The 18,328-nt window shown below is 71.8% G+C and carries 16 protein-coding genes; 9 read left to right on the top strand and 7 right to left on the bottom strand.

Going from position 1 to position 18,328, the window contains the following annotated elements:
• Window positions 1-121 precede the first annotated feature (121 nt).
• Together OG439_RS09175 and OG439_RS09170 are read left to right on the top strand one after the other, a co-directional pair.
• Window positions 122-1,786 carry a discoidin domain-containing protein gene (locus OG439_RS09175; protein ID WP_326948943.1) on the top strand — a complete coding sequence of 555 codons (1,665 nt, stop codon included), beginning with the start codon at window positions 122-124 and terminating at the stop codon, window positions 1,784-1,786.
• Window positions 1,787-1,916: 130 nt separating this feature from the next.
• The gene (locus OG439_RS09170; protein ID WP_326948942.1) at window positions 1,917-2,063 is read left to right on the top strand and encodes a hypothetical protein; all 147 of its coding nucleotides are present in this window, start codon (window positions 1,917-1,919) and stop codon (window positions 2,061-2,063) included.
• Between the two features lie 21 nt (window positions 2,064-2,084).
• On the opposite strand, the gene OG439_RS09165 is transcribed toward OG439_RS09170, so the two are convergent.
• Window positions 2,085-2,849 carry an AfsR/SARP family transcriptional regulator gene (locus tag OG439_RS09165; protein WP_326948941.1) on the bottom strand — a complete coding sequence of 255 codons (765 nt, stop codon included), beginning with the start codon at window positions 2,847-2,849 and terminating at the stop codon, window positions 2,085-2,087.
• 357 nt (window positions 2,850-3,206) lie between these two features.
• Here OG439_RS09165 and OG439_RS09160 point away from each other — a divergent pair, with 357 nt between their 5' ends.
• Both OG439_RS09160 and OG439_RS09155 read left to right on the top strand, forming a co-directional pair.
• A complete protein-coding gene (locus OG439_RS09160) occupies window positions 3,207-4,145 on the top strand; it encodes a hypothetical protein (protein ID WP_326948940.1) in 939 nt (312 codons plus the stop codon).
• Between the two features lie 90 nt (window positions 4,146-4,235).
• The gene (locus OG439_RS09155) at window positions 4,236-5,558 is read left to right on the top strand and encodes a cytochrome P450 (RefSeq protein ID WP_326951511.1); all 1,323 of its coding nucleotides are present in this window, start codon (window positions 4,236-4,238) and stop codon (window positions 5,556-5,558) included.
• A 350-nt stretch (window positions 5,559-5,908) separates the two neighbouring features.
• On the opposite strand, the gene OG439_RS09150 is transcribed toward OG439_RS09155, so the two are convergent.
• The 3 genes from OG439_RS09150 to OG439_RS09140 all read right to left on the bottom strand — a co-directional run bounded on the left by OG439_RS09150 (window position 5,909) and on the right by OG439_RS09140 (window position 9,691).
• Entirely contained in the window at window positions 5,909-6,946 is a 1,038-nt protein-coding gene (locus OG439_RS09150) for an ion channel (protein WP_326948939.1), read from the bottom strand.
• 465 nt (window positions 6,947-7,411) lie between these two features.
• The gene (locus OG439_RS09145; RefSeq protein ID WP_326948938.1) at window positions 7,412-8,740 is read right to left on the bottom strand and encodes an LLM class flavin-dependent oxidoreductase; all 1,329 of its coding nucleotides are present in this window, start codon (window positions 8,738-8,740) and stop codon (window positions 7,412-7,414) included.
• A gap of 27 nt (window positions 8,741-8,767) precedes the next feature.
• Entirely contained in the window at window positions 8,768-9,691 is a 924-nt protein-coding gene (locus OG439_RS09140) for an ABC transporter substrate-binding protein (protein ID WP_326948937.1), read from the bottom strand.
• A 261-nt stretch (window positions 9,692-9,952) separates the two neighbouring features.
• Between OG439_RS09140 and OG439_RS09135 the strand changes: the two genes are divergently transcribed.
• From OG439_RS09135 to OG439_RS09125, 3 genes are read left to right on the top strand one after another with little or no spacing between them, the layout of a single operon-like run.
• Window positions 9,953-11,377 (top strand): PLP-dependent cysteine synthase family protein, encoded by a 1,425-nt coding sequence (locus tag OG439_RS09135; RefSeq protein ID WP_326948936.1) that lies wholly within the window; start codon window positions 9,953-9,955, stop codon window positions 11,375-11,377.
• A complete protein-coding gene (locus tag OG439_RS09130) occupies window positions 11,374-12,435 on the top strand; it encodes an LLM class flavin-dependent oxidoreductase (protein ID WP_247051127.1) in 1,062 nt (353 codons plus the stop codon). The genes OG439_RS09135 and OG439_RS09130 overlap by 4 nt, the downstream gene beginning before the upstream one ends.
• Window positions 12,428-13,549, top strand: coding sequence for an LLM class flavin-dependent oxidoreductase (locus OG439_RS09125; protein WP_326948935.1), 1,122 nt, complete (start codon window positions 12,428-12,430; stop codon window positions 13,547-13,549). The genes OG439_RS09130 and OG439_RS09125 overlap by 8 nt, the downstream gene beginning before the upstream one ends.
• 10 nt (window positions 13,550-13,559) lie before the next feature.
• On the opposite strand, the gene OG439_RS09120 is transcribed toward OG439_RS09125, so the two are convergent.
• Complete coding sequence (locus OG439_RS09120; protein WP_326948933.1) at window positions 13,560-14,684, bottom strand: FAD-dependent oxidoreductase; 1,125 nt, start codon at window positions 14,682-14,684, stop codon at window positions 13,560-13,562.
• Window positions 14,685-14,772: 88 nt separating this feature from the next.
• Between OG439_RS09120 and OG439_RS09115 the strand changes: the two genes are divergently transcribed.
• Complete coding sequence (locus OG439_RS09115) at window positions 14,773-15,462, top strand: TetR/AcrR family transcriptional regulator (RefSeq protein ID WP_326948932.1); 690 nt, start codon at window positions 14,773-14,775, stop codon at window positions 15,460-15,462.
• A gap of 24 nt (window positions 15,463-15,486) precedes the next feature.
• Here OG439_RS09115 and OG439_RS09110 read toward each other — a convergent pair whose 3' ends face one another.
• Together OG439_RS09110 and OG439_RS09105 are read right to left on the bottom strand one after the other, a co-directional pair.
• Window positions 15,487-16,614 (bottom strand): mandelate racemase/muconate lactonizing enzyme family protein, encoded by a 1,128-nt coding sequence (locus tag OG439_RS09110; RefSeq protein WP_326948931.1) that lies wholly within the window; start codon window positions 16,612-16,614, stop codon window positions 15,487-15,489.
• The gene (locus OG439_RS09105) at window positions 16,611-17,354 is read right to left on the bottom strand and encodes a creatininase family protein (RefSeq protein ID WP_326948930.1); all 744 of its coding nucleotides are present in this window, start codon (window positions 17,352-17,354) and stop codon (window positions 16,611-16,613) included. The genes OG439_RS09110 and OG439_RS09105 overlap by 4 nt, the downstream gene beginning before the upstream one ends.
• 41 nt (window positions 17,355-17,395) lie before the next feature.
• Between OG439_RS09105 and OG439_RS09100 the strand changes: the two genes are divergently transcribed.
• Window positions 17,396-18,328: an ROK family protein gene (locus OG439_RS09100; protein WP_326948929.1), complete on the top strand. Its 933-nt coding sequence runs from the start codon at window positions 17,396-17,398 to the stop codon at window positions 18,326-18,328.

The following is an 18,328-nucleotide window of genomic DNA, read 5'->3' as shown; positions in this document are numbered from 1 at the left end:
TTCTTGCAGACTTCAGTACGTAAATTTCTGAAATCGGTTCGACTATTGCCAGTTCTTGGCCGGAAGCCTACAGTCGCCTCCCGGAACACGTACTCGTGCAACGGTGCCGAGAGGATCTGCAATGGCGATCTCCCGCAGGACGTTCATCGGCTCGGCCGCGGCGGCATCGGCCTGGGGAGCGCTTTCCCTCGCCGGCGCGCCCGGAGCGTCCGCCGCCAGCGCGCCGGGGGACGTCGTCGGCAAGATCACCGTCGGGTACCAGGGCTGGTTCGCGTGCGCCGGTGACGGCGCGCCGATCAACGGCTGGTGGCACTGGAGCCAGAACTGGGGGCAGACGCCGTCGACGGGCAACAACGTGATCAAGGCCTGGCCGGACATGCGCGAGTACACCCGCACCTACCAGACCGCGTACGCCAACTTCGGGAACGGCCAGCCGGCGACGCTCTTCTCGTCCTACGACCAGCAGACCGTGGACACGCACTTCCTGTGGATGCAGCAGAACGGCTGCGACACCGCCGCGTTGCAGCGCTTCAACCCCAACAGCAGCGAAGGCCCGACGCGCGACGCGATGGCCGCCAAGGTCCGCAGCGCCGCCGAATCGCACGGGCGGAAGTTCTACATCATGTACGACGCCACCGGCTGGGCGAACATGCAGCCGGAGATGAAGGCCGACTGGACGGCGAAGATGTCGGCGCACACGGCGTCGTCCGCCTACGCCCGCCAGAACGGCAAACCGGTCGTCTGCATCTGGGGTTTCGGGTACAACGACGGCAACCACCCGTGGGACGCGAACACGTGCCTCGACGTCGTGAACTGGTTCAAGGGCCAAGGTTGTTACGTCATCGGCGGCGTGCCGAGGGAATGGCGCACCAGCGACGGCGGCTCACGGCCCGGCTTCGGCGACGTCTACCGCTCCTTCAACATGATCTCGCCGTGGATGGTCGGCGCGGTCGGCGACGCGGCGGGCTCGGACTGGATGTACCAGAACCTCACCGTGCCCGACCAGGCCGACTGCAACGCCCACGGCATCGACTACCAGCCGTGCGTGCTGCCCGGCGACGTCTCCGGCCGGCAGCGCGCCCACGGCGACTTCATGTGGCGCCAGTTCTACAACATGGTGCGCGCCGGCGTGCAGGGCATCTACATCTCGATGTTCGACGAATACGGTGAAGGCAACCAGATCGCGAAGACCGCCGAGAACGCATCGATGACGCCCACCGGCTCCGGCCTGCTCGCGTTGGACGAAGACGGAACGGCGTGCTCGTCGGACTACTACCTGCGCCTCACCAACGACGGCGGCCGCATGCTCAAGGGCCAGCTCGCCTTGACGGCGACGAGGCCGACATCACCGACCCTGACCACGGGCGGCTCGACCGACCTGGCCCGCGGCCGCACCACGACCGAAAGCAGCCACACGCAGAACTACGGCGCGGGCAACGCCGTCGACGGAAACGCCGACAGCTACTGGGAAAGCACGAACAACGCGTTCCCCCAGTGGCTTCAGGTCGACCTCGGCGCATCGACCGCGGTGACGCGGATCGTGGTGGCCGTCCCACCGTCGAGCGCGTGGAGCACCCGGACTCAGACGCTGGCACTGTCAGGCTCGTCAGACGGAACCACGTTCGACACCCTCTCCCCCGCGACGGGCTACGTGTTCGATCCCTCACGGGGCAACAGCGTCACCATCACGGTCCCGCGCACCAGCCGCCGCTACCTGCGCTTGACGTGCACCGGCAACACCGGCTGGCCCGCAGGGCAGATCGCCCGTTTCGAGGCCTACAGCTGAGGCCGCCCGGATCCGCAACAGCACCACCATTCCCGCCGCAGCCACCGACCGACTCGCAACCGCGGTCGGCCGAGGCAGATCGCTTCGAGCGAGCACAGCTGCGGCGCCGGGTCACAGCCGCCTCGCCTCGGTGACCAGCTACGTGCTCGATCCCGCGCAGGGCAACAACGTCACCATCACGGTCCCCTGCACCAACCGCCGCTACCTGCGCTTGACGTGCACCGGCAACACCGGCTGGCCCGCCGGGCAGATCGCCCGTTTCGAGGCCTACAGCTGACGGCGCCGTGCCTGCAGCTGATCACAACGTCGGCTGGGAGGCGACCAGCCGCGTCATGTGGTGTGACGGGAGGACACCCAGCTCGCGGTGCAGCAGCGCCCGGTAGTGCTGGTAGTGCCGCAACGCGGAGCCGCCGTTGCCCTGGGCCAGGTGCGCCGCGATCACCGTGCGGTGCGCGCTTTCCCGCACCGGGTCGATGGTGATCGCGGTGAACGCGGCCTCCAGCGCGGCCAGGTGCGCGCCGGCCGAGATGAGGTGCCGGGCGATCGCCTCCAGCGCGTGCAGCCGGACCTGCTCCCACCGCTGACGTTCGGGCACCAGCCAGTCCTCGGCCCAGTCGGGCAGCAGGTCCTGGGCCAGCTCACCGACCAGTCCCGCACCGGATTCCGGCCGCCCGGTCGGGCCGACGACGCGGTGGGCCGCTTCGAGCGTGCGGCAGAAGTCGACCGGTAGCGCCGCCGCCAGGTGCAGCCGGTCGACCGGCGTCTCCACGACCGGCCGGTCCGTGGCCCGGCGCACCTGCCACAACGCCTGCCGCAGGTTGGCCGCCGCGCGCTGGGGACGGCTCTCGGGCCACAGCTGCTCGGCCGTCGCGTGCCGGTCGACCGCGGCGCCGTCGCGGATGGCGAGGAAGGCCAGCAGGCGCTGCGAACCCCGGGGCAGCGCGACGCGTTCGCCGCCGGCCCGCAGCTCGAATCGGCCCAGCAGCACCAAGTCCGCGTCCGATCTGTCGCCTTCGCCCATCGCCGTCCCCTCGTCCGCGCCGTCTTCCCCGGCGCCGTCCACCGGTCCACGAGCATGGCACCGCGAGTGTCTCCGGGCCGTCTTCCGGCCGCCTCCGTACGGCAGCGCGGGCGGCACCGGCCCTCAGTCGTGCGCGGGCTTGACTTCCGGCCCGGCGGTCACCCGGTCGGGAGCGTGGCACGACAGCGCGTCGCCGGACCGCGCGGAAACCGGGCGGCGTGGGTACCGCCAATGGCCCAACAGCACCGTTTCCGCCCGTCCAGCCCATCGTGTGACGCAGGCGGCGCGGAGATCACCCGTGGTGCGCGGCGACGACGTGCGCGCGACGGCGCGTCCGGAGGGTGTGGTCCCAGGGTCGCATCGGCCCGGACACCACGCAGCACGAACGAGGAGCACACCATGCCGGACGGACAGCTCAAGAGCGTCGACATCCAGATCGCCGCCGCCGACCTCGAAACCCTCAAGAACAGCCAGTACCAGCTCTGCTTCGCGAAGAAGGTCAACAACTCCTACAACGTCGTGTGGCAGTCGGCCGCCGACTACCTGTCCGAAAACACGTTCGCGTGGCAGCCGCTGTACGAGCTCTTCGGCAGCAACGACTTCAAGGGCGACGTGACGGTGCACGTCGCGACGAACAAGGTGGCGATCGGCCTCGGTGACGAGGCGACGCTGGACAAGAGCGGGGTGCTCGGGGACGCCTCATCCGGCGGCCCGGCGACCGGCATCACGCTGGTCAACGACTACGGCCCGATCCACCCGGGGCTGAGCGCGTACTCGACCGACATCAGCGGGCGGGGCACGACCACCCCGATCTACGTCGCCGAGAACCAGGTCGTCGCGGGCAACGACGTGCTGACGCCGGTGGAGAGCGTGCAGGTGTGGTTCGAGCAGGACATCGCCACCAGCACGATGTTCAGCACGGCCCGGTCCAACGCCATCGAGATCGACCTGACCGACCACAACACGGCGACCCGGCTCTACAGCGGCGGTGTCTGGTCGACGCCGAAGACCAGCGCGCTGTTCGTCGACCCGAAGGCGGTCCTCACCATCATCGCGGCCCTGGCCGCGGCGGTGGTCGTCCAGGACCTCGCGTCGAAGATCGCCTCGAAGCTGACCGGGGTGTACCGGGACATCAAGGTCGACGTGACCACGATGGGCGGCAACACCGTGAAGATCGAGTACCGGGAGCAGCCGGGCCTCAGCGCGGTCCGGAAGAACCAGAGCCGGTTGCTGCTGCAGAACCAGACGGCCGTCGACCAGCTCGCCGGCTTCGCGCTCGAGTCGTTCGCGCAGCTCGGCGTGGGTTACCTGACGCTGAACGCGACGACGGCGGGCTGACCCGGCGGCCGGCCCCGGAGCCTGCCCGGCTCCGGGGCCGGTGCGGGCTACTCTGGAGTAGACACAGTCGTGCGGCGCAGTGGGGGGAACGTGGCCCGGTTCGGCAAAGCGGTCGTCGAAGGTACTTTGCTGCGGGCGAAGCCCGTGGTCCGGTGGGGGCTCGGGCACGCACTGCCGCGGGCCGTGCTGCTGCGCGGCGCCCGGCGCGGCGACCTGCAGGGCCGGCTGGTCGACGACGCCGCCGCGGGCCGCGACCTGAGCGGGCTGTTCGACGAGATCCGGGCCGCCGGTCCGGTCGCCCGGACGCGCTTCGGCTGGATCACCACGCAGCACGCCGCCGTCCGGGAGGTGCTCTCCAGCGACGACTTCCGCACCGGCGTGCTCGGCTCCGACGGCTCCGCGCTGGGACGGCTGCTGGAGTGGTCGGCCGGCGAGCACCTGCACCCGGTGCGGCCGCCGTCGCTGCTGGCCGTCAACCCGCCCGAGCACACCCGCTACCGCAAGCTCGTCACCGGCGTGTTCACCGCGCGCGCCGTCGAGCAGCTGCGCGGCCGGGTCCAGGCGATCGCGGACGAGGTGCTCGACGCCATCGACCCGACCGGCCCGGTCGACCTCGTCGAGTCGTACTGCGGCCTGCTCCCGGTGACGGTGATCAGCGAGATCCTCGGCGTCCCGGCCACCGAGGTGGGCAAGGTGCTGTCCCTGGGCGCGGCGGCGGCGCCGAGCCTCGACCTCGGCCTGGGCTGGCGCACGTTCCGCGACGTCGAGACGGCGCTGGCGGAGTTCGACACCTGGCTGGGCGAGCACCTGGACCACCTGCGCCGTCACCCCGGCGACGACCTGTTCAGCCGCCTGGTCGCGGCCCGCGACGACGGCGTCGGGCTCACCGAGGCCGAGCTGAAGTCGACGGCGGGCCTGGTCCTCGCGGCCGGCTTCGAGACGACGGTCAACCTGCTGGGCAGTGGCATCGCCCTGCTGACCGCCCACCCGGACCAGCTCACGACCCTGCGCGAGCGGCCGGAGCTGTGGGCCAACGCGGTAGAGGAGGTCCTGCGCCACGACCCACCGGTCCTGCTGACCGGCCGGCTGGCGGTCCGCGCCACGGAGGTCGCCGGCGTCCCCCTGCCACGAGGAGCGCTGGTGACGACGGTACTGGCCGGCGCGAACCACGACCCGCAGGTCTTCGCGGATCCGGAGACGTTCGACGTGACCCGGGCCCGAGCCCGCGACCACGTGGCCTTCGGCGCGGGCCGGCACCACTGCCTGGGAGCGGCACTGGCCCGGATGGAGGGCGAGATCGGCCTGCGAACGATCTTCGACCGCTTCCCCGGCTTGGCCCTGAGCCCGGGAAGCCGCCGCCGAGAGACCCGAATCCTGCGGGGCTACGAGTACCTGCCGGCCACCCTCACCTAGCGGCGACGGCCTCGGCCGCGGCCCCCCGGCGACACGACGCAACAGCTCGTTGGCGCGGCGCGAGCAACCTCCTGGCGCCCCGCCCAGGTGCGGGACACTCCCGCCGAAGCCATCCAAGGGCCCTCGCGGCTCCGGCGGACCGACTTCCTCGCGAGACCACCCGAACGCCCGCCAAGCGCGCGGAGACCTATCGGAGAGGCCACCCGAACGCCCGCCAGACGCGCGAAGACCTCCCGGCGAGCCCACCCGAACGCCCGCCAAGCGCGGAGACCTCCCAGCGAGGCCACCCAGGAGGCGTCGGCTGGCCGGGTGCGGGGCGGCCTCCGGCAGGAGGGCCCGGCGCGGGCGGCTCAGTGGTGTGCGGCGCGCAGGGCTCGTTCGATTTCGTCCTGGCCGAGTGCGCGAGAGCTGACGTAGTACAGCACCGCTCCGGGTGGCAGGTCGCCGTCCCAGGCGGGGTTGACCGTCAGGCCGTTCGCGCCGCGGACGGCCAGTACCGTGGCGCCGAAGGTCCGGCCCAGTGCGGCGCGGCAGCGTTCGACCTGCAGGGCGCCGAGGCGTTCCGGGACGGTGACCGAGTACGTGCCGGCGCCGCCGGCGGTCATCAGTTCGGTGTAGACCTCGGCGATGCCCGGCGAGACCACCTCCTCGACGACCATCCGCGGGGTGTGCCACTGGACGCAGGTGATCCGCGGGTCGACGTAGCCCATCAGCTCGGCCCGTTCCATGTCGCGCATCGTGACCACCACGTGCGCCGACGTCGAGGCGTGCTCGACGAGGACCGCCACCGCCAGCGCCTCGTTGTCGTCCCGCACGTCCACGAGCACGGTGGCGGCCCGCTCGACCCCCGCCCGCGACAGCACCTCCGGCGCGGTCAGGTCGCCGCGGACGAACTCGACGGGCTGCGCCGGCATCGGGTGCACCGGCACCTCGTCGCCCGCGCACAGCACCAGTCCGGTGATCCCGTCGGCCAGCAGCTGCGCCACGAGCCGCTCGGTGCGGCCGGCGAGGTAACCGACGAGCACGACGTGGCCGCTCAGCTCCACCGGTTCCAACCCCTGCATCCGCCGTCCCTTCGCTTGCTCGAGCAGCGCCGCGAGCCGGGTGAAGACCGTGGTGAGCGTGGCGATCCCGCCGACGATCACGTACACCCCGACAAAGTGCCCGGCCGCCGTCGCCGGCGAGAAGTCGCCGTAGCCGACCGTCGCCGCGGTCACGACGAAGTACCACCAGTAGTTGCCGGGCTGAACGAGGTCGCTGCCGGCCGGCTCGGCCAGCACCATCAGCGGCCAGCTGGTCGCGAACACGAACACGACGACCACCACCGGGAGCGTCCACCCGGCACGCAGGATCCAGCGCGCGAACAGGCGGGAAAGGATGAAAGGCACGCCCTCTCCTCACCGAACGCCACCACCCGGACACGCCACCTTCAGCGTCCCTTGAGGACAGTTCCGGATCACAAGATCACACGCGCGGACCAGGCACAACGGCCTTTACCCGACCGTGACGGCCGCCGCTCGGCGCCGGACCGCGACCGGCACGCCGACGCTCGGCGATCACAGCCGGTGCGGATCGAGGCCGTGGTGGGCCGGTTCTCCCGGCCGCGACCGACCTCGCCGACGCCGACCGCCGGAAAGGCGGAATCCCGATAACCCGCCATCCGCGTGTGGGTAACGGCGCGCGTCGACCGCGCGCCGTGCCTTGCCACATCAGCCACCGGCAAGGCGGAGATCCGCGCCAGTGCCGGCCGCGGGTCAAGAGGTGCTGACTCGGTCAGCGCGCAGCCTGGCAACCTTCCGGCGAAGCCTCTTCGACGCCGGCCGCAGATTCGGCGACCTGCAGTCCGTGTGTGGCTAGCGGTGCGCGTCACCTCCTGCGGGTGGGCGGTTCAGGCCCAGGTGGTCGCGCAGGGTGGGGCCGGTGTACTCCGTGCGGTAGCGGCCCTTGCGTTGCAGGATCGGGACCACGTGGTCGACGAATGCCGTCAGCTCGTACGGCAGCGTTGAGCCCATGATGGTGAACCCGTCGACCGCGCCGGCGTCCTGCCAGGTCATCGTGTGCGTGGCCAGCTGTTCGGGCGTGCCGATGAAGTGGGACTGGCCCGCGCCGCTCTTCAGCTGCAGGGCCAGCTCACGCAACGGTAGCTCCGGCTGTGCACGCTGGAGGGCGAACAGCTCGTTCGCGCGGCTCGAGACGTTCGCCGTTCCGGTCCACAGCTCCGCGGGCAGCGGGGCGTCCGGGTCGAAGCCGTCCGGGTCCAGGCCGGCCGTGTACAGGATGTTCTGCCAGCGGAACTCCGGGCTCGCCAGCTCTTCCAGCCGGCGGGCCTTCTCCTGGGCCTCGGCCTCGGTGCCGCCCAGTGTCACCATCAGTGCCGGGAGGACAAGCACCTGGGCCGGGTCCCGGCCCGCGGCCGCCGCCTGGGCGTGGAGCTCGGTCCGGAACGCGGCCGCGGCCTCCAGTGACGGCGGCCCGGAGAACACCAGCTCGGCGTACCGCGCGGCCAGCGCGATGCCGGCCGGGGACTGTCCCGCTTGGACCAGGACCGGGCGCCCCTGCGGCGAGCGCGGGAACGGCAGGATTCCCTCGACGTCGTAGAAGTCGCCGTGGAAGCGGGGTGCGTGGAGCTTGGCGCGATCCGCCCACACGCCGCGTTCGCGGTCGCCGACGACCGCGTCGTCCTCCCAGCTGTCCCACGCGCGGGTCACCACGTCGACGAACTCGTGAGCCCGCGTGTAGCGGTCGGCGTGGTCGGGGTGGGCGCGCTCGCCGAAGTTCGCCGCGGCCAGCGGGGTGATGGTGGTGACGATGTTCCAGCCCGCGCGGCCACCGCTGAGGTGGTCCAGCGTCGCGAACCGGCGGGCCAGCTCCCACGGCTTGTTGTAGGTCGTGGAGCCGGTCCCGATCAGGCCGATGTGGCTGGTGACCGCGGCCAGGGCCGAGAGCACCGAGATCGGGTCGAACTGCGTCTGCGGCAGGTGCGTGGCCCGGTACTCGGCGATGGCGATGTTGTCGGCCAGGAAGATCGTGTCCATCAGGCCGCGTTCGGCGATGCGCGCGATGTCCGCGTAGTACGGCAGCCCGAGCACGCCGCGGACGTCGTCCTCGACGACGCGCCAAGCGGACTCGTGGTACCCGTTGGGCCAGATGAAAGCGTTGAAGTGCAACTGATCCGCGCTCACGGAACGACTCCTCGTGTTGTGCCGCCGTCAGGCGAGACCCTGCTGCGACAGCCAGTCCTTCGCGACGTCGGCCGCCGGCTCACCGTCGGAGTCGACGCGCTTGTTCAGCTCGCGCATGCCGTCGGTGCCGAGCTTCGCGCTCACGGCGTTGACGACGGTCGCGAAGTCCGCGCCCCGCGCGTCGAGCACCTTCTTGTTCACCGCCGGCACCACGTTCTCCGTCGGCACCATGCTCAGGTCGTCCTTGAGCGCGACGTACTGCGGGTCACCGGCGGACGGGCTCACCGAGTCCACCGGGATCACCGTGACCGCACCGGAATTGAGCTGCTGCACGCGCGGCCCGACCTCCTGCACGGTCTGGAAGGACGCGTTCGTCAGGTGGTAGATGTCGGTCAAGCCCTTGAAGCACGTCAGCCGCTTCTCACACTCCGGACCACCGGCCAGGACGACCTTGTCGAGCTTCTTCAGGTCGCTGATGGTCGCGATGCCCTTCGACTTCGCGAGATCGGCCTTGACGATGTAGGTGTTCTTGTCCTCGGCCGGGGCGTAGTCCAGCAGCGAGACGCCGCTGGGCTCGAACAGCTTCGCCAGCTGGTCATGCTCCCCCTTGGCGTCCTTGACCGGCTCCGCACCGAAGCCCGTGGTGATCGCGGAACCCTGGTACTCCGGGATGAACTGCAACTCACCGGACTTCAGGGACGGGTAGATCAGCTCACGCGAGCCCAGGTTCAGCTTCCGGGTCACCGGGTAGCCCTTGGCCTCCAGCGCCTGCGCGTAGATCTCGGCCAGGATCTGGCTGTCGGTGAAGTTGAAGGACGCCACGACGATCGGCGCCCCGCCCTTGCCCGGCGCGGCGGGCTTGTCAGCACTGTCGCCGCCCCCGCACGCGGTCAGGCCGAAGACGGCCACCGCCACCACCGCGGCCGCTCGAAGGTTCCGGCTCCAGCGCACGTGCCCACACTCCTCGTTCCCATGATCCAGACATCCACGACCCTAACCAGCGGGTACGACAGAAACCACATGCTGGGAACACGGCGACACAGGCTGTGCCCGCCGTAACCCGATCCGGTCAACTAACCCCGCTGATCACTTTTACAGGTTAGGCTGAACCCAGCGAACTTGTCAACCGGCGAGGTCCACATCCTGAACACCCGTGCGGGGACCACCCGCGACGGGATACCTGTGCAGTACCCAGAAGCGAGGTGGTGGGGCATGGCATCCGACGACGTCGAGGCGTTCGACTCCGTGCTCGACGCGATCGGCGGCACCCCGCTGATCCGGCTCGCGCGGATCGCGCCGCCGGCCGGCCCGCGGATCTACGTCAAGGCCGAGTTCCTCAACCCGGGCGGCAGCGTCAAGGACCGCGCCGCGCTCTCGATGGTGCTCGACGCGGAACGCTCGGGTGCGCTGCCTCCCGGCGGGCTGATCGTCGAAGGCACCTCCGGCAACACCGGGATCGGGCTGGCGATCGTGGCGGCCCAGCGCGGCTACCGGCTCACCGTCGTGCTGCCGGACAAGAGCAGCCGGGAGAAGACCGCGATCCTGCGTGCCTACGGAGCCGACGTCGTGGTCACCCCCGGTGCCGTACCGCGCGAAGACCCGGCCCACGTCTCGCAGGTCGCGCGCCGGCTCGCCGAAGAGAACGGCGGCTGGCTCGCCGACCAGTACGACAACCCGGCCAACCCGGCCGCCCACGAAACGACGACCGGGCCGGAGATCTGGCGGCAGACGCGGGGCCGGATCACCCACTTCGTCGCCGGGATCGGCACCGGCGGCACCATCAGCGGCGCCGGTGCCCACCTCAAGCGGGTCAGCGGCGGCCGGGTGCGGGTGATCGGCGCCGATCCCGAGACCTCCGTCTACTCGGGCGGTGACGGCAGCCCTTACGTGGTCGAAAGCATCGGGCACTACCTGCACCCGGACACCGTCGAGGACACCTGGCCCCGCTCCTACCACCGCGATGTCGTCGACCATGTCGAACCGGTCGGCGATCGCGAGTCGCTGCTGACCACGCGACGGCTGGCGCGCGAGGAAGGGTTGCTGCTCGGGGCTTCCGCGGGCACGGCCGTCGCCGCCGCGCTGCGTCTGGGCGCCGGGCTGGGTCCGGCCGACCTGATCGTCGTCGTGGTCCCCGACTCCGGCCGCTCGTACCTGTCCAAGTACTACGACGACGACTGGCTTCGGCACCTCGGCTTCCTCACCGAGCACGCGGGTGAGCAGACCGTGGCCGAGGCCGCCGGCCCGTTCCCGGCGGCCGCACCCGGCCTGGCGGCGACGGCGTCGGTCGGCAGTGCGCTCGCCGTGGCCGACCGCCATCCCGGCGCCGGACCGCTGTGGCCGGTCGGCCCGGACCGGCCCGGCGCCACCGGGCCGCCGTCGGTGGCCGAGGTGACCGGGGCGCTCGACGTCACGGAGCTCCGCTTGCTGACCGCGGCCGGCATGGCCCGCCCGGCCGACCCGATCGCCGGTTACGTCACCGGTCCCCTGCCCGCGGTCGGGATCGGCGAAAGCCGCCGGGCCGCCGCGGATCGGCTCGGCGCGCACGAAACCGCGTGGGTCCTCGTCGACGGGCGCGTCGCCGGATCCGTCCACAAGGGGCAGCTAGAACCAGCCGGAGAAAGGACTGCGGGCACGTGAAGTTCCTGCTCATCACCCTGATCACCCATGTACCCGACCCGGTCACCGGCGTCCTCACCCCGACCGACCAACGGCTGCTGGACGTCGTCGCGAACGCCGAGCTGGCCGAAGAACTCGGCTTCGACGGCTACGGCGTCGGCGAGCGGCACGAGCGGCCGTTCATCTCCTCCTCGCCGCCGGTCGTGCTGAGCCACATCGCCGCCCGGACGTCCCGGATCCGGCTGTTCACCGCCGTCACCACGCTCAGCCTGCTCGACCCGGTCCGCGCGTTCGAGGACTACTCGACCCTGGACAACCTCTCCGGCGGCCGGCTCGAACTGATCATCGGCAAGGGCAACGGCGCCGCCCAGCGCGAGCTGTTCCACGTCACCCCGGACGACCAGTGGGACCGCAACTCCGAAGGCTACGAGCTGTTCCGGAAACTCTGGCGCCAGGACAAGGTCACCTGGTCCGGGCGGTTCCGGCCGTCGCTGACCGAAGCCGAGGTCTGGCCGCGGCCGCTGCAGCAGCCGATCCGCGTCTGGCACGGCAGCGCGACCAGCCGCGAGTCCGTCGACCTCGCCGCGAAGTGGGGTGACCCGCTCTTCTCCGCGAACGTCACCAACCCCGTCGAGCCCTACGCCGAGCTGGTCCGCCACTACCGCGAACGGTGGGCCCACCACGGCCACGACCCCGCGGCCGCCGTCGTCGGCGCCGGGACCGCCGGGTACTACGCCGCCGAGACGTCGCAGGAGGCGCTCGAGGTCTACCGGCCGATCTTCGAGAGCCGGCTGGCCCTGCAGACCCGGCTCGGCCTCGAACCCGTCTTCCCGACGCTCGAGGACTTCGTCGAGCGCAGCTCGGCGCTGATCGGCAGCCCGGCCCAGATCACCGAGAAAGTCCTGCGCTACCACAAGGAACTCGGGCACCAGGTGATGCACCTGCACGCCGACCGCGACGGGCTCACCGCCCGGCAGCACCGCGCCACCCTCGAGCTGTTCCAGTCGGACATCGCGCCCGCGCTGCGGCGGGAGATCCCCGACCCGCCGTGGCCCGCCGGAAAGGACCGTCATGCCTGAAGTCCCGTTGTCGGTGCTGGACCTCGTCCCGATCAGCACCGGGTCCGGCGCCGCCGAGGCCGTGCGCAACACCGTCGACCTCGCGCAGCACGCCGAACGCTTCGGCTACCACCGCTACTGGTTCGCCGAGCACCACCTCAGCCCCGGCGTCGCCGGCGCGTCACCACCCGTGCTGATCGCCCTCGTCGCCGGGGCCACCAAGACGATCCGGCTCGGGTCCGCGGGCGTGCAGCTCGCGCACCGGACGCCGCTGGCCGTCGTCGAGGAGTTCGGGCTCGTCGCGGCACTGCACCCGGGACGGCTGGACCTCGGGCTCGGCCGCAGCGGCAAGCAGCTCGTCCGCGAATACGCCGCTGCCGCAGCCGCGCCACTGCCGGCCACGCAGGCGAGCAACGGCCTGCTCATTCCCGAGAAGCCCGACTTCAGCGCGCTCGCCCGCTCGTCGCGGATCGGCCTGACCTTCGGGCTGCTGCAACAGCCCGGCGCCGAATCACCCGACTACGGCGAACAGGTCGACGACATCCTCGCCTTCCTCGGCGGCACCTACCGTTCCGCCGAAGGGCCCGACGCGCACGCCGTGCCCGGTGAGGGCGCGCAGGTCGAGATCTGGATCCTCGGCAGCAGCGGCGGGCAGAGCGCGTCCGTGGCCGGCCGCAACGCCCTGCGGTTCGCCGCGAACTACCACGTCAGCCCGTCCAGCGTGCTCGACGCCGTCGACGCCTACCGGCAAGCGTTCGTGCCCTCGGAGACCCTGCCGAAACCGTATGTCGCGGTGTCGGCCGACGTCGTCGTCGCCGAAGACGACGCCACCGCGCGGGAACTGGCCAGCGGTTACGCCCTCTGGGTCCGCTCCATCCGCCGTGCGGAGGGGGCGATTCTCTTTCCCACGCCGGAAGAAGCCGCCGCCCACGTCTGGAGCGACGAGGATCGGGCCCTGGTCGCCGACCGCGTCGACACCCAGTTCGTCGGCTCCCCCGCCACGGTCGCGGCCCGGCTGCGGCAGCTCCAGGAGGCGACCGGGGCCGACGAACTCGTCATCACCACCATCACCCACGCGCACGCCGACCGGGTGCGGTCCTACGAACTGCTCGCCGAGCAGTGGAACCGGGGGTGAGGCCAGTGGGCTAAGCCTGCCCGGTCAGCAGCTTGACGAGACTGTGCGGGGTCTCCTCGCCGAAGCAGAGGTCGAAGTCACGCGCGGCTTCGGTGGCGGCTTCGGCGCTGCGCGGGAACAGCGCCTGCTCGTAGACGGCGAGCGCGGCTTCGACGTCGCCGGGGTGCGCGGCGATCGCCTTGCCGAGCTCGGCGGCGTCGAACATGGCCAGGTTGGCGCCTTCGCCGTTCGGGACGCAGAGGTGGGCGGCGTCGCCGAGCAGGGTCACCCCCGGCACCCGGTCCCACCGGTGCCCGGTCGGCAGGGTGTTGATCGGGCGCAGCACCGGCGGGGTCTCGCCGTCGGTGATCAGCGCGGTGAGCTCCGGGGCCCAGCCGTCGAACTCCGCCGCGATCCGGGTGGTGGACGCCGCAGCGTCGGTGAAGTCGATGCCGGCGAACCACTCCTGCGGCTTCGACAGCACCACGTAGGTGTGGAGGTTCCCGCCGCTCTCGCGGTGCGCCTGGATCCCCTTGCCCGGTTCGAGCGAGAACAGGGCCCCGCCGCCGACCGCCTTCGCGCTGTCCGGGTGCCGGGTGTCGCTGTCGAAGAGGTACGTCTCGACGAACGACGTGCCGACGTACTCGGGTGTGGCGTCCGAGAGCAGCGATCGGACCCGGGACCACGCGCCGTCCGCGCCGACCAGCAGGCTCGTGGCGACGCTGTCGCCGTTGGCGAAGGTCACTTCGTGGCGGCCGTCACCGAGGGTGCGGACGCCGCTGACCTTGTGGCCCCACCGGACGGTGCCCTCGGGGAGGGAGTCGAGCAGGACCTGGCGCAGCTCGCCGCGTTGCACTTCGGGGCGGGCGCCGGTGCCGTCGTCGGGTTCGTCGAGCAGCACGGTTCCGTCCCGCTCGAGGATCCGCGTCGCTTCGCGGCCCTCCAGGATCAGGTTGCGGAATTCCTCGGTGAGGCCGGCGGCCTCGAGGGCGAGCTGGCCGTTGTAGTCGTGGATGTCGAGCATGCCGCCCTGCGTGCGCGCGGCCGGCGACGCCTCGGCCTCGTAGACCGTGGCCGGGATGCCGTGGACGTGCAGGACGCGGGCGAGGGTGAGGCCGCCGAGACCGGCGCCGATGATCGTGACCTGGGTGTTCATGGTGTCTCCTCCGGGTTCGAGGCCGTCCGGCCTCACTGGAACGTCATTCCATCTTGGAACACCATTCCAGATGTGTCAAACTGGAGGCATGGCTACACGCACGCGCCGGGCCCCGCGGCGCACAGAGGCGCTCTCCCGCGAGCGCATCGTCGAGACCGCCGTCGAAGTGCTCGACGCGGCCGGCGAAGGCGGGCTGACGTTCCGGGTGCTGACCGAGCGCCTCGCCACCGGCGCCGGCGCGATCTACTGGCACGTGGCGAACAAGGGCGAGCTGCTGGCCGCCGCGACCGACGCCGTCGTCGCGCGGGCCATGACGCCCGGGAACGGCGAGGGCACCCCCCAGGACGAGGTGCGCGCCGTCGCGCTCGGCCTGTTCGAGGCGATCGACGACCACCCGTGGCTCGCCACGCAGCTCACGGCGCAGTTCGCCCGCAGTCCCTGGGGCTCGGTGACCCCGCGGATCTTCGAAAGCCTCGGCCGGCAGGTCCGCGCGCTGGGCGTGCCCGAAGGCAGCTGGTTCACGGCGACCTCGGCGCTGGTGCACTACATCCTCGGCGCCGCCGGCCAGAACGCCGCGAACTCCGCGAGCGGGCGCGCGCTCGAGCCCGGCGTCGACCGCTCCCAGTTCCTCGACGCCGTGTCGACGGCCTGGGAAGAACTCGACCCCGACGAGTACCCGTTCACCCGGGCCGTCGCGGCGCAGCTGCGCGAGCACGACGACCGCGAGCAGTTCCTCGCCGGGGTCGATCTGATCCTGGCCGGCATCACCCACCGGTGAGCCGTGTAGGGCGTTATACGGTTCTCAGCCGGTGAGGTCGCCTTCCTCCTCGTTGCGGCCGGCGTAGAAGGCCAGCTTGTCCTCGTCCACCGTCACGCCGAGGCCGGGGCCGGCCGGGACGCGCAGGCGGCCGTCGGTCAGTTCCAGTGGTGCGACGATGTCGTCCGCGTGCAGGTAGTACATGCTGTCGATGGCCCGTGACAGGACCGGGGTGCTCGCGACCACGGCGAGGTGCGCGGCGGTCGCGATGCCCAGCTCGCCGCCGCTGTGGAGGTTCATCCCGAGGCCGAACGTTTCGCAGTGGGCGGCCAAAGCCTTCGTCGCCGCGATCCCGCCCCACTTGTAGACGTCGCCGTGGATCACGTCGACCGCGCCGAGCCGGACCGCCGGGGCGAACTCCTCGAAGCGGACCACGCACATGTTGGTGCACAACGGGATCCGCACCTTCGCCCGCACCTGGGCCATGCCCTCGATGCCGACGCACGGGTCCTCCAGGTACTCCAGGTCCAGCTCCTCCAGCGCCAGCCCGGCGCGGATCGAGTCGGGCACGGACCACGCCGCGTTCGGATCGACGCGCAGCTCGACGTCCGGCAGCGCCCGGCGCAGCTCGCGCATGATCGCGATGTCGCCGCGGACGTCCTTGGTGCCCTTGAGTTTCACGGCCGTGAAGCCGCCTTCGGCGACCACCTTCGCCGCGTACTCCCCCAGCCCCTGGGCCAGTTCGCGGCCGGTCGCGCCGGGCGCGTCGGCGCGGGTGATCAGCGCGGTGATCGGCACCTCGTCGCGCACCGGGCCGCCGAGCAGGTCGGTCACGGACTGGCCGGTGGCCTTGCCCATCAGGTCCCAGCAGGCGACGTCGAGCGCGGCCAGCGCCGCGTACCCGAGGTAGCCGTGGAAGAACGGCACCATGTGGTGCCGCCGGTGGAACGCCTCCAGCGCGAACGGGCTCGTGCCCACCAGCTCGGCGCCGAGCTTGCGCACCAGCTCCGCGACCGGGCGGCCCCACATGGTCTCGCCCCAGCCCTCGACGCCGGTGTCGGTGCGCAGCCGCACGACGGTGCGGGTCTCGCCCGTCTTCGTCTCGAACGAGCTGGTGAACGGGTTGGTCAACGGCAGGTTCACGACCCGCACGTCGACGTCGGTGATCTTCATGCCTCCCCTTCGGCGTGGGTTTCGCGGGTGGCCGCGTCGAACGCGCGGATCGCGTCCGCCAGCGCGGTCACCCGGTCTTCGAGCAGGTCCGCGCCGCCCTCGGCGGTCGCGGTGGTCGCGTCGTCGGTGCTGCCGCCCGCGCGGGCCCATTCGCCGTGGCGCTCCACGGTCAGGCCCGGGTACGGCGGGTACGCGAACAGCGGTGGCGGCGTGACGTCGGCGCGTGGTTCGGGCGGCCGCACCAGGTCGCCGCGGGTGGCGAGCATCAGCGACGTCTCGAACGCCCCGGCGTGGCCCGGCGAGGAGCCGTCGCCGAGCGAGAAGTAGGAGCACGCCGCGAGCGCGACGTCGGCCCGCAGCGCGTACTCCTTGACGGCGAGGCGCATGATCTCGTCGTTGCCGCCGTGGCCGTTGACCACGAGGATCCGCCGGAAGCCGCTGCCAGCGAGCGAGTCCAGGACGTCGGCGAGCACGGCCTGCAGCGTCGACGCCCGGAGCGAGACGGCGGCGGCGAACAGGTGGTGCGGGCTGTGGCCGAACGGCAGCGCGGGCAGCCGCACCACGACCGGGTCGGCCACCCGCGCCAGCGCGCCGTCGACGACGGCTTCGGCGAGCATCGTGTCGGTGCCCATCGGCAGGTGGGCGGCGTGCTGCTCCTGCGAACCGATGGGCAGCAACGCGATCGCCGACCGCCCGGCGTCACGCACCTCCCGCCAGGTCATCCGCGTCAGTTCCGGCACGTGGTCTCCCCTCCGGAGCCGGGTCGTGGCATCGTGATCGCATGAGCACCGGCGAACGCCCGGCCCTGCGGCTGGTCCCGGCGCCGGCCGCGCCCGAGGCCGGCGCGGGCCCGGTGCTGGGCGCCGTCGAGCTGCTGCCGGGCCGGGTCCGGGCCGCGTTGCTCGACCTGTCCGGCACCGTGCTGTGGCGCGCCGAGGCGACTTACCCGCGCGACACGTCCGACCGGGCCGAGATCGACGCCGCACTGGCCGAAGCCGTGCGGTTCCCCACGCCGCCGGTGGGCGTCGGCGTGGCCGCCGCGGGCCTGGTCGACGCCGACGCCGGCGTGATCATCGAGGTCAGCGAAGTGCCCGCGCTGCACGGTTATCCCGTGGCGGCCGTGCTCGCCGAGCTGGTGCACGCGCCGGTCCACATCGAGCACCGGGCGCGGCTGCAGGTGCTGGGCGACCGCTGGTTCGGCCCGGGTCGCGGCCGCACGACGTTCGCGTCCGTGTCGACGGGCGAGGTGCTCGGCGTCGGCCTGCTGTACGACGGCGAGGTGCTCGCCCCGCCGGGTGGCCGCAGCGGCGCGCACATGACGGTCGCCGCGAGCGGCCGGCCGTGCACCTGCGGCGCGCGTGGCTGCTGGAAGACCGTCGCGACGACGCCGTGGCTGCGCGCGGAGGCCGAGCGGCGGGGCCTCGGCGCACGCACGGTGCGGGAGCTGGCGGGTGACCCGCTGCTCGACGAGTACGCCGCCAACATCGCGCTGGGCCTGGTGAACATCCAGCAGCTCTTCGCGCCGGGCCTGTTCGTGCTGCACGGCGAAGCCGCCGAGGGCGGCGAGCGCTTCCGGGCGCGGATCGAGCAGCGGCTGCGTGAGGACTCGTCGTGGGCGCTGACCGCCGAACCGCCGACGGTCGTCGTGAACCCCGGCCCGGCCGACGATATCGCGCTGCTCGGCGGCGCCGGGCTCGTGCTGTCCCACCACTGA

The sequence above is a fragment of the Amycolatopsis sp. NBC_01307 genome, assembly GCF_035975215.1.
Lineage (GTDB): Bacteria > Actinomycetota > Actinomycetes > Mycobacteriales > Pseudonocardiaceae > Amycolatopsis.
The sequence above is the reverse complement of the archived record's forward strand: the minus strand, read 5'-3'. Positions and strand labels throughout refer to the sequence as shown.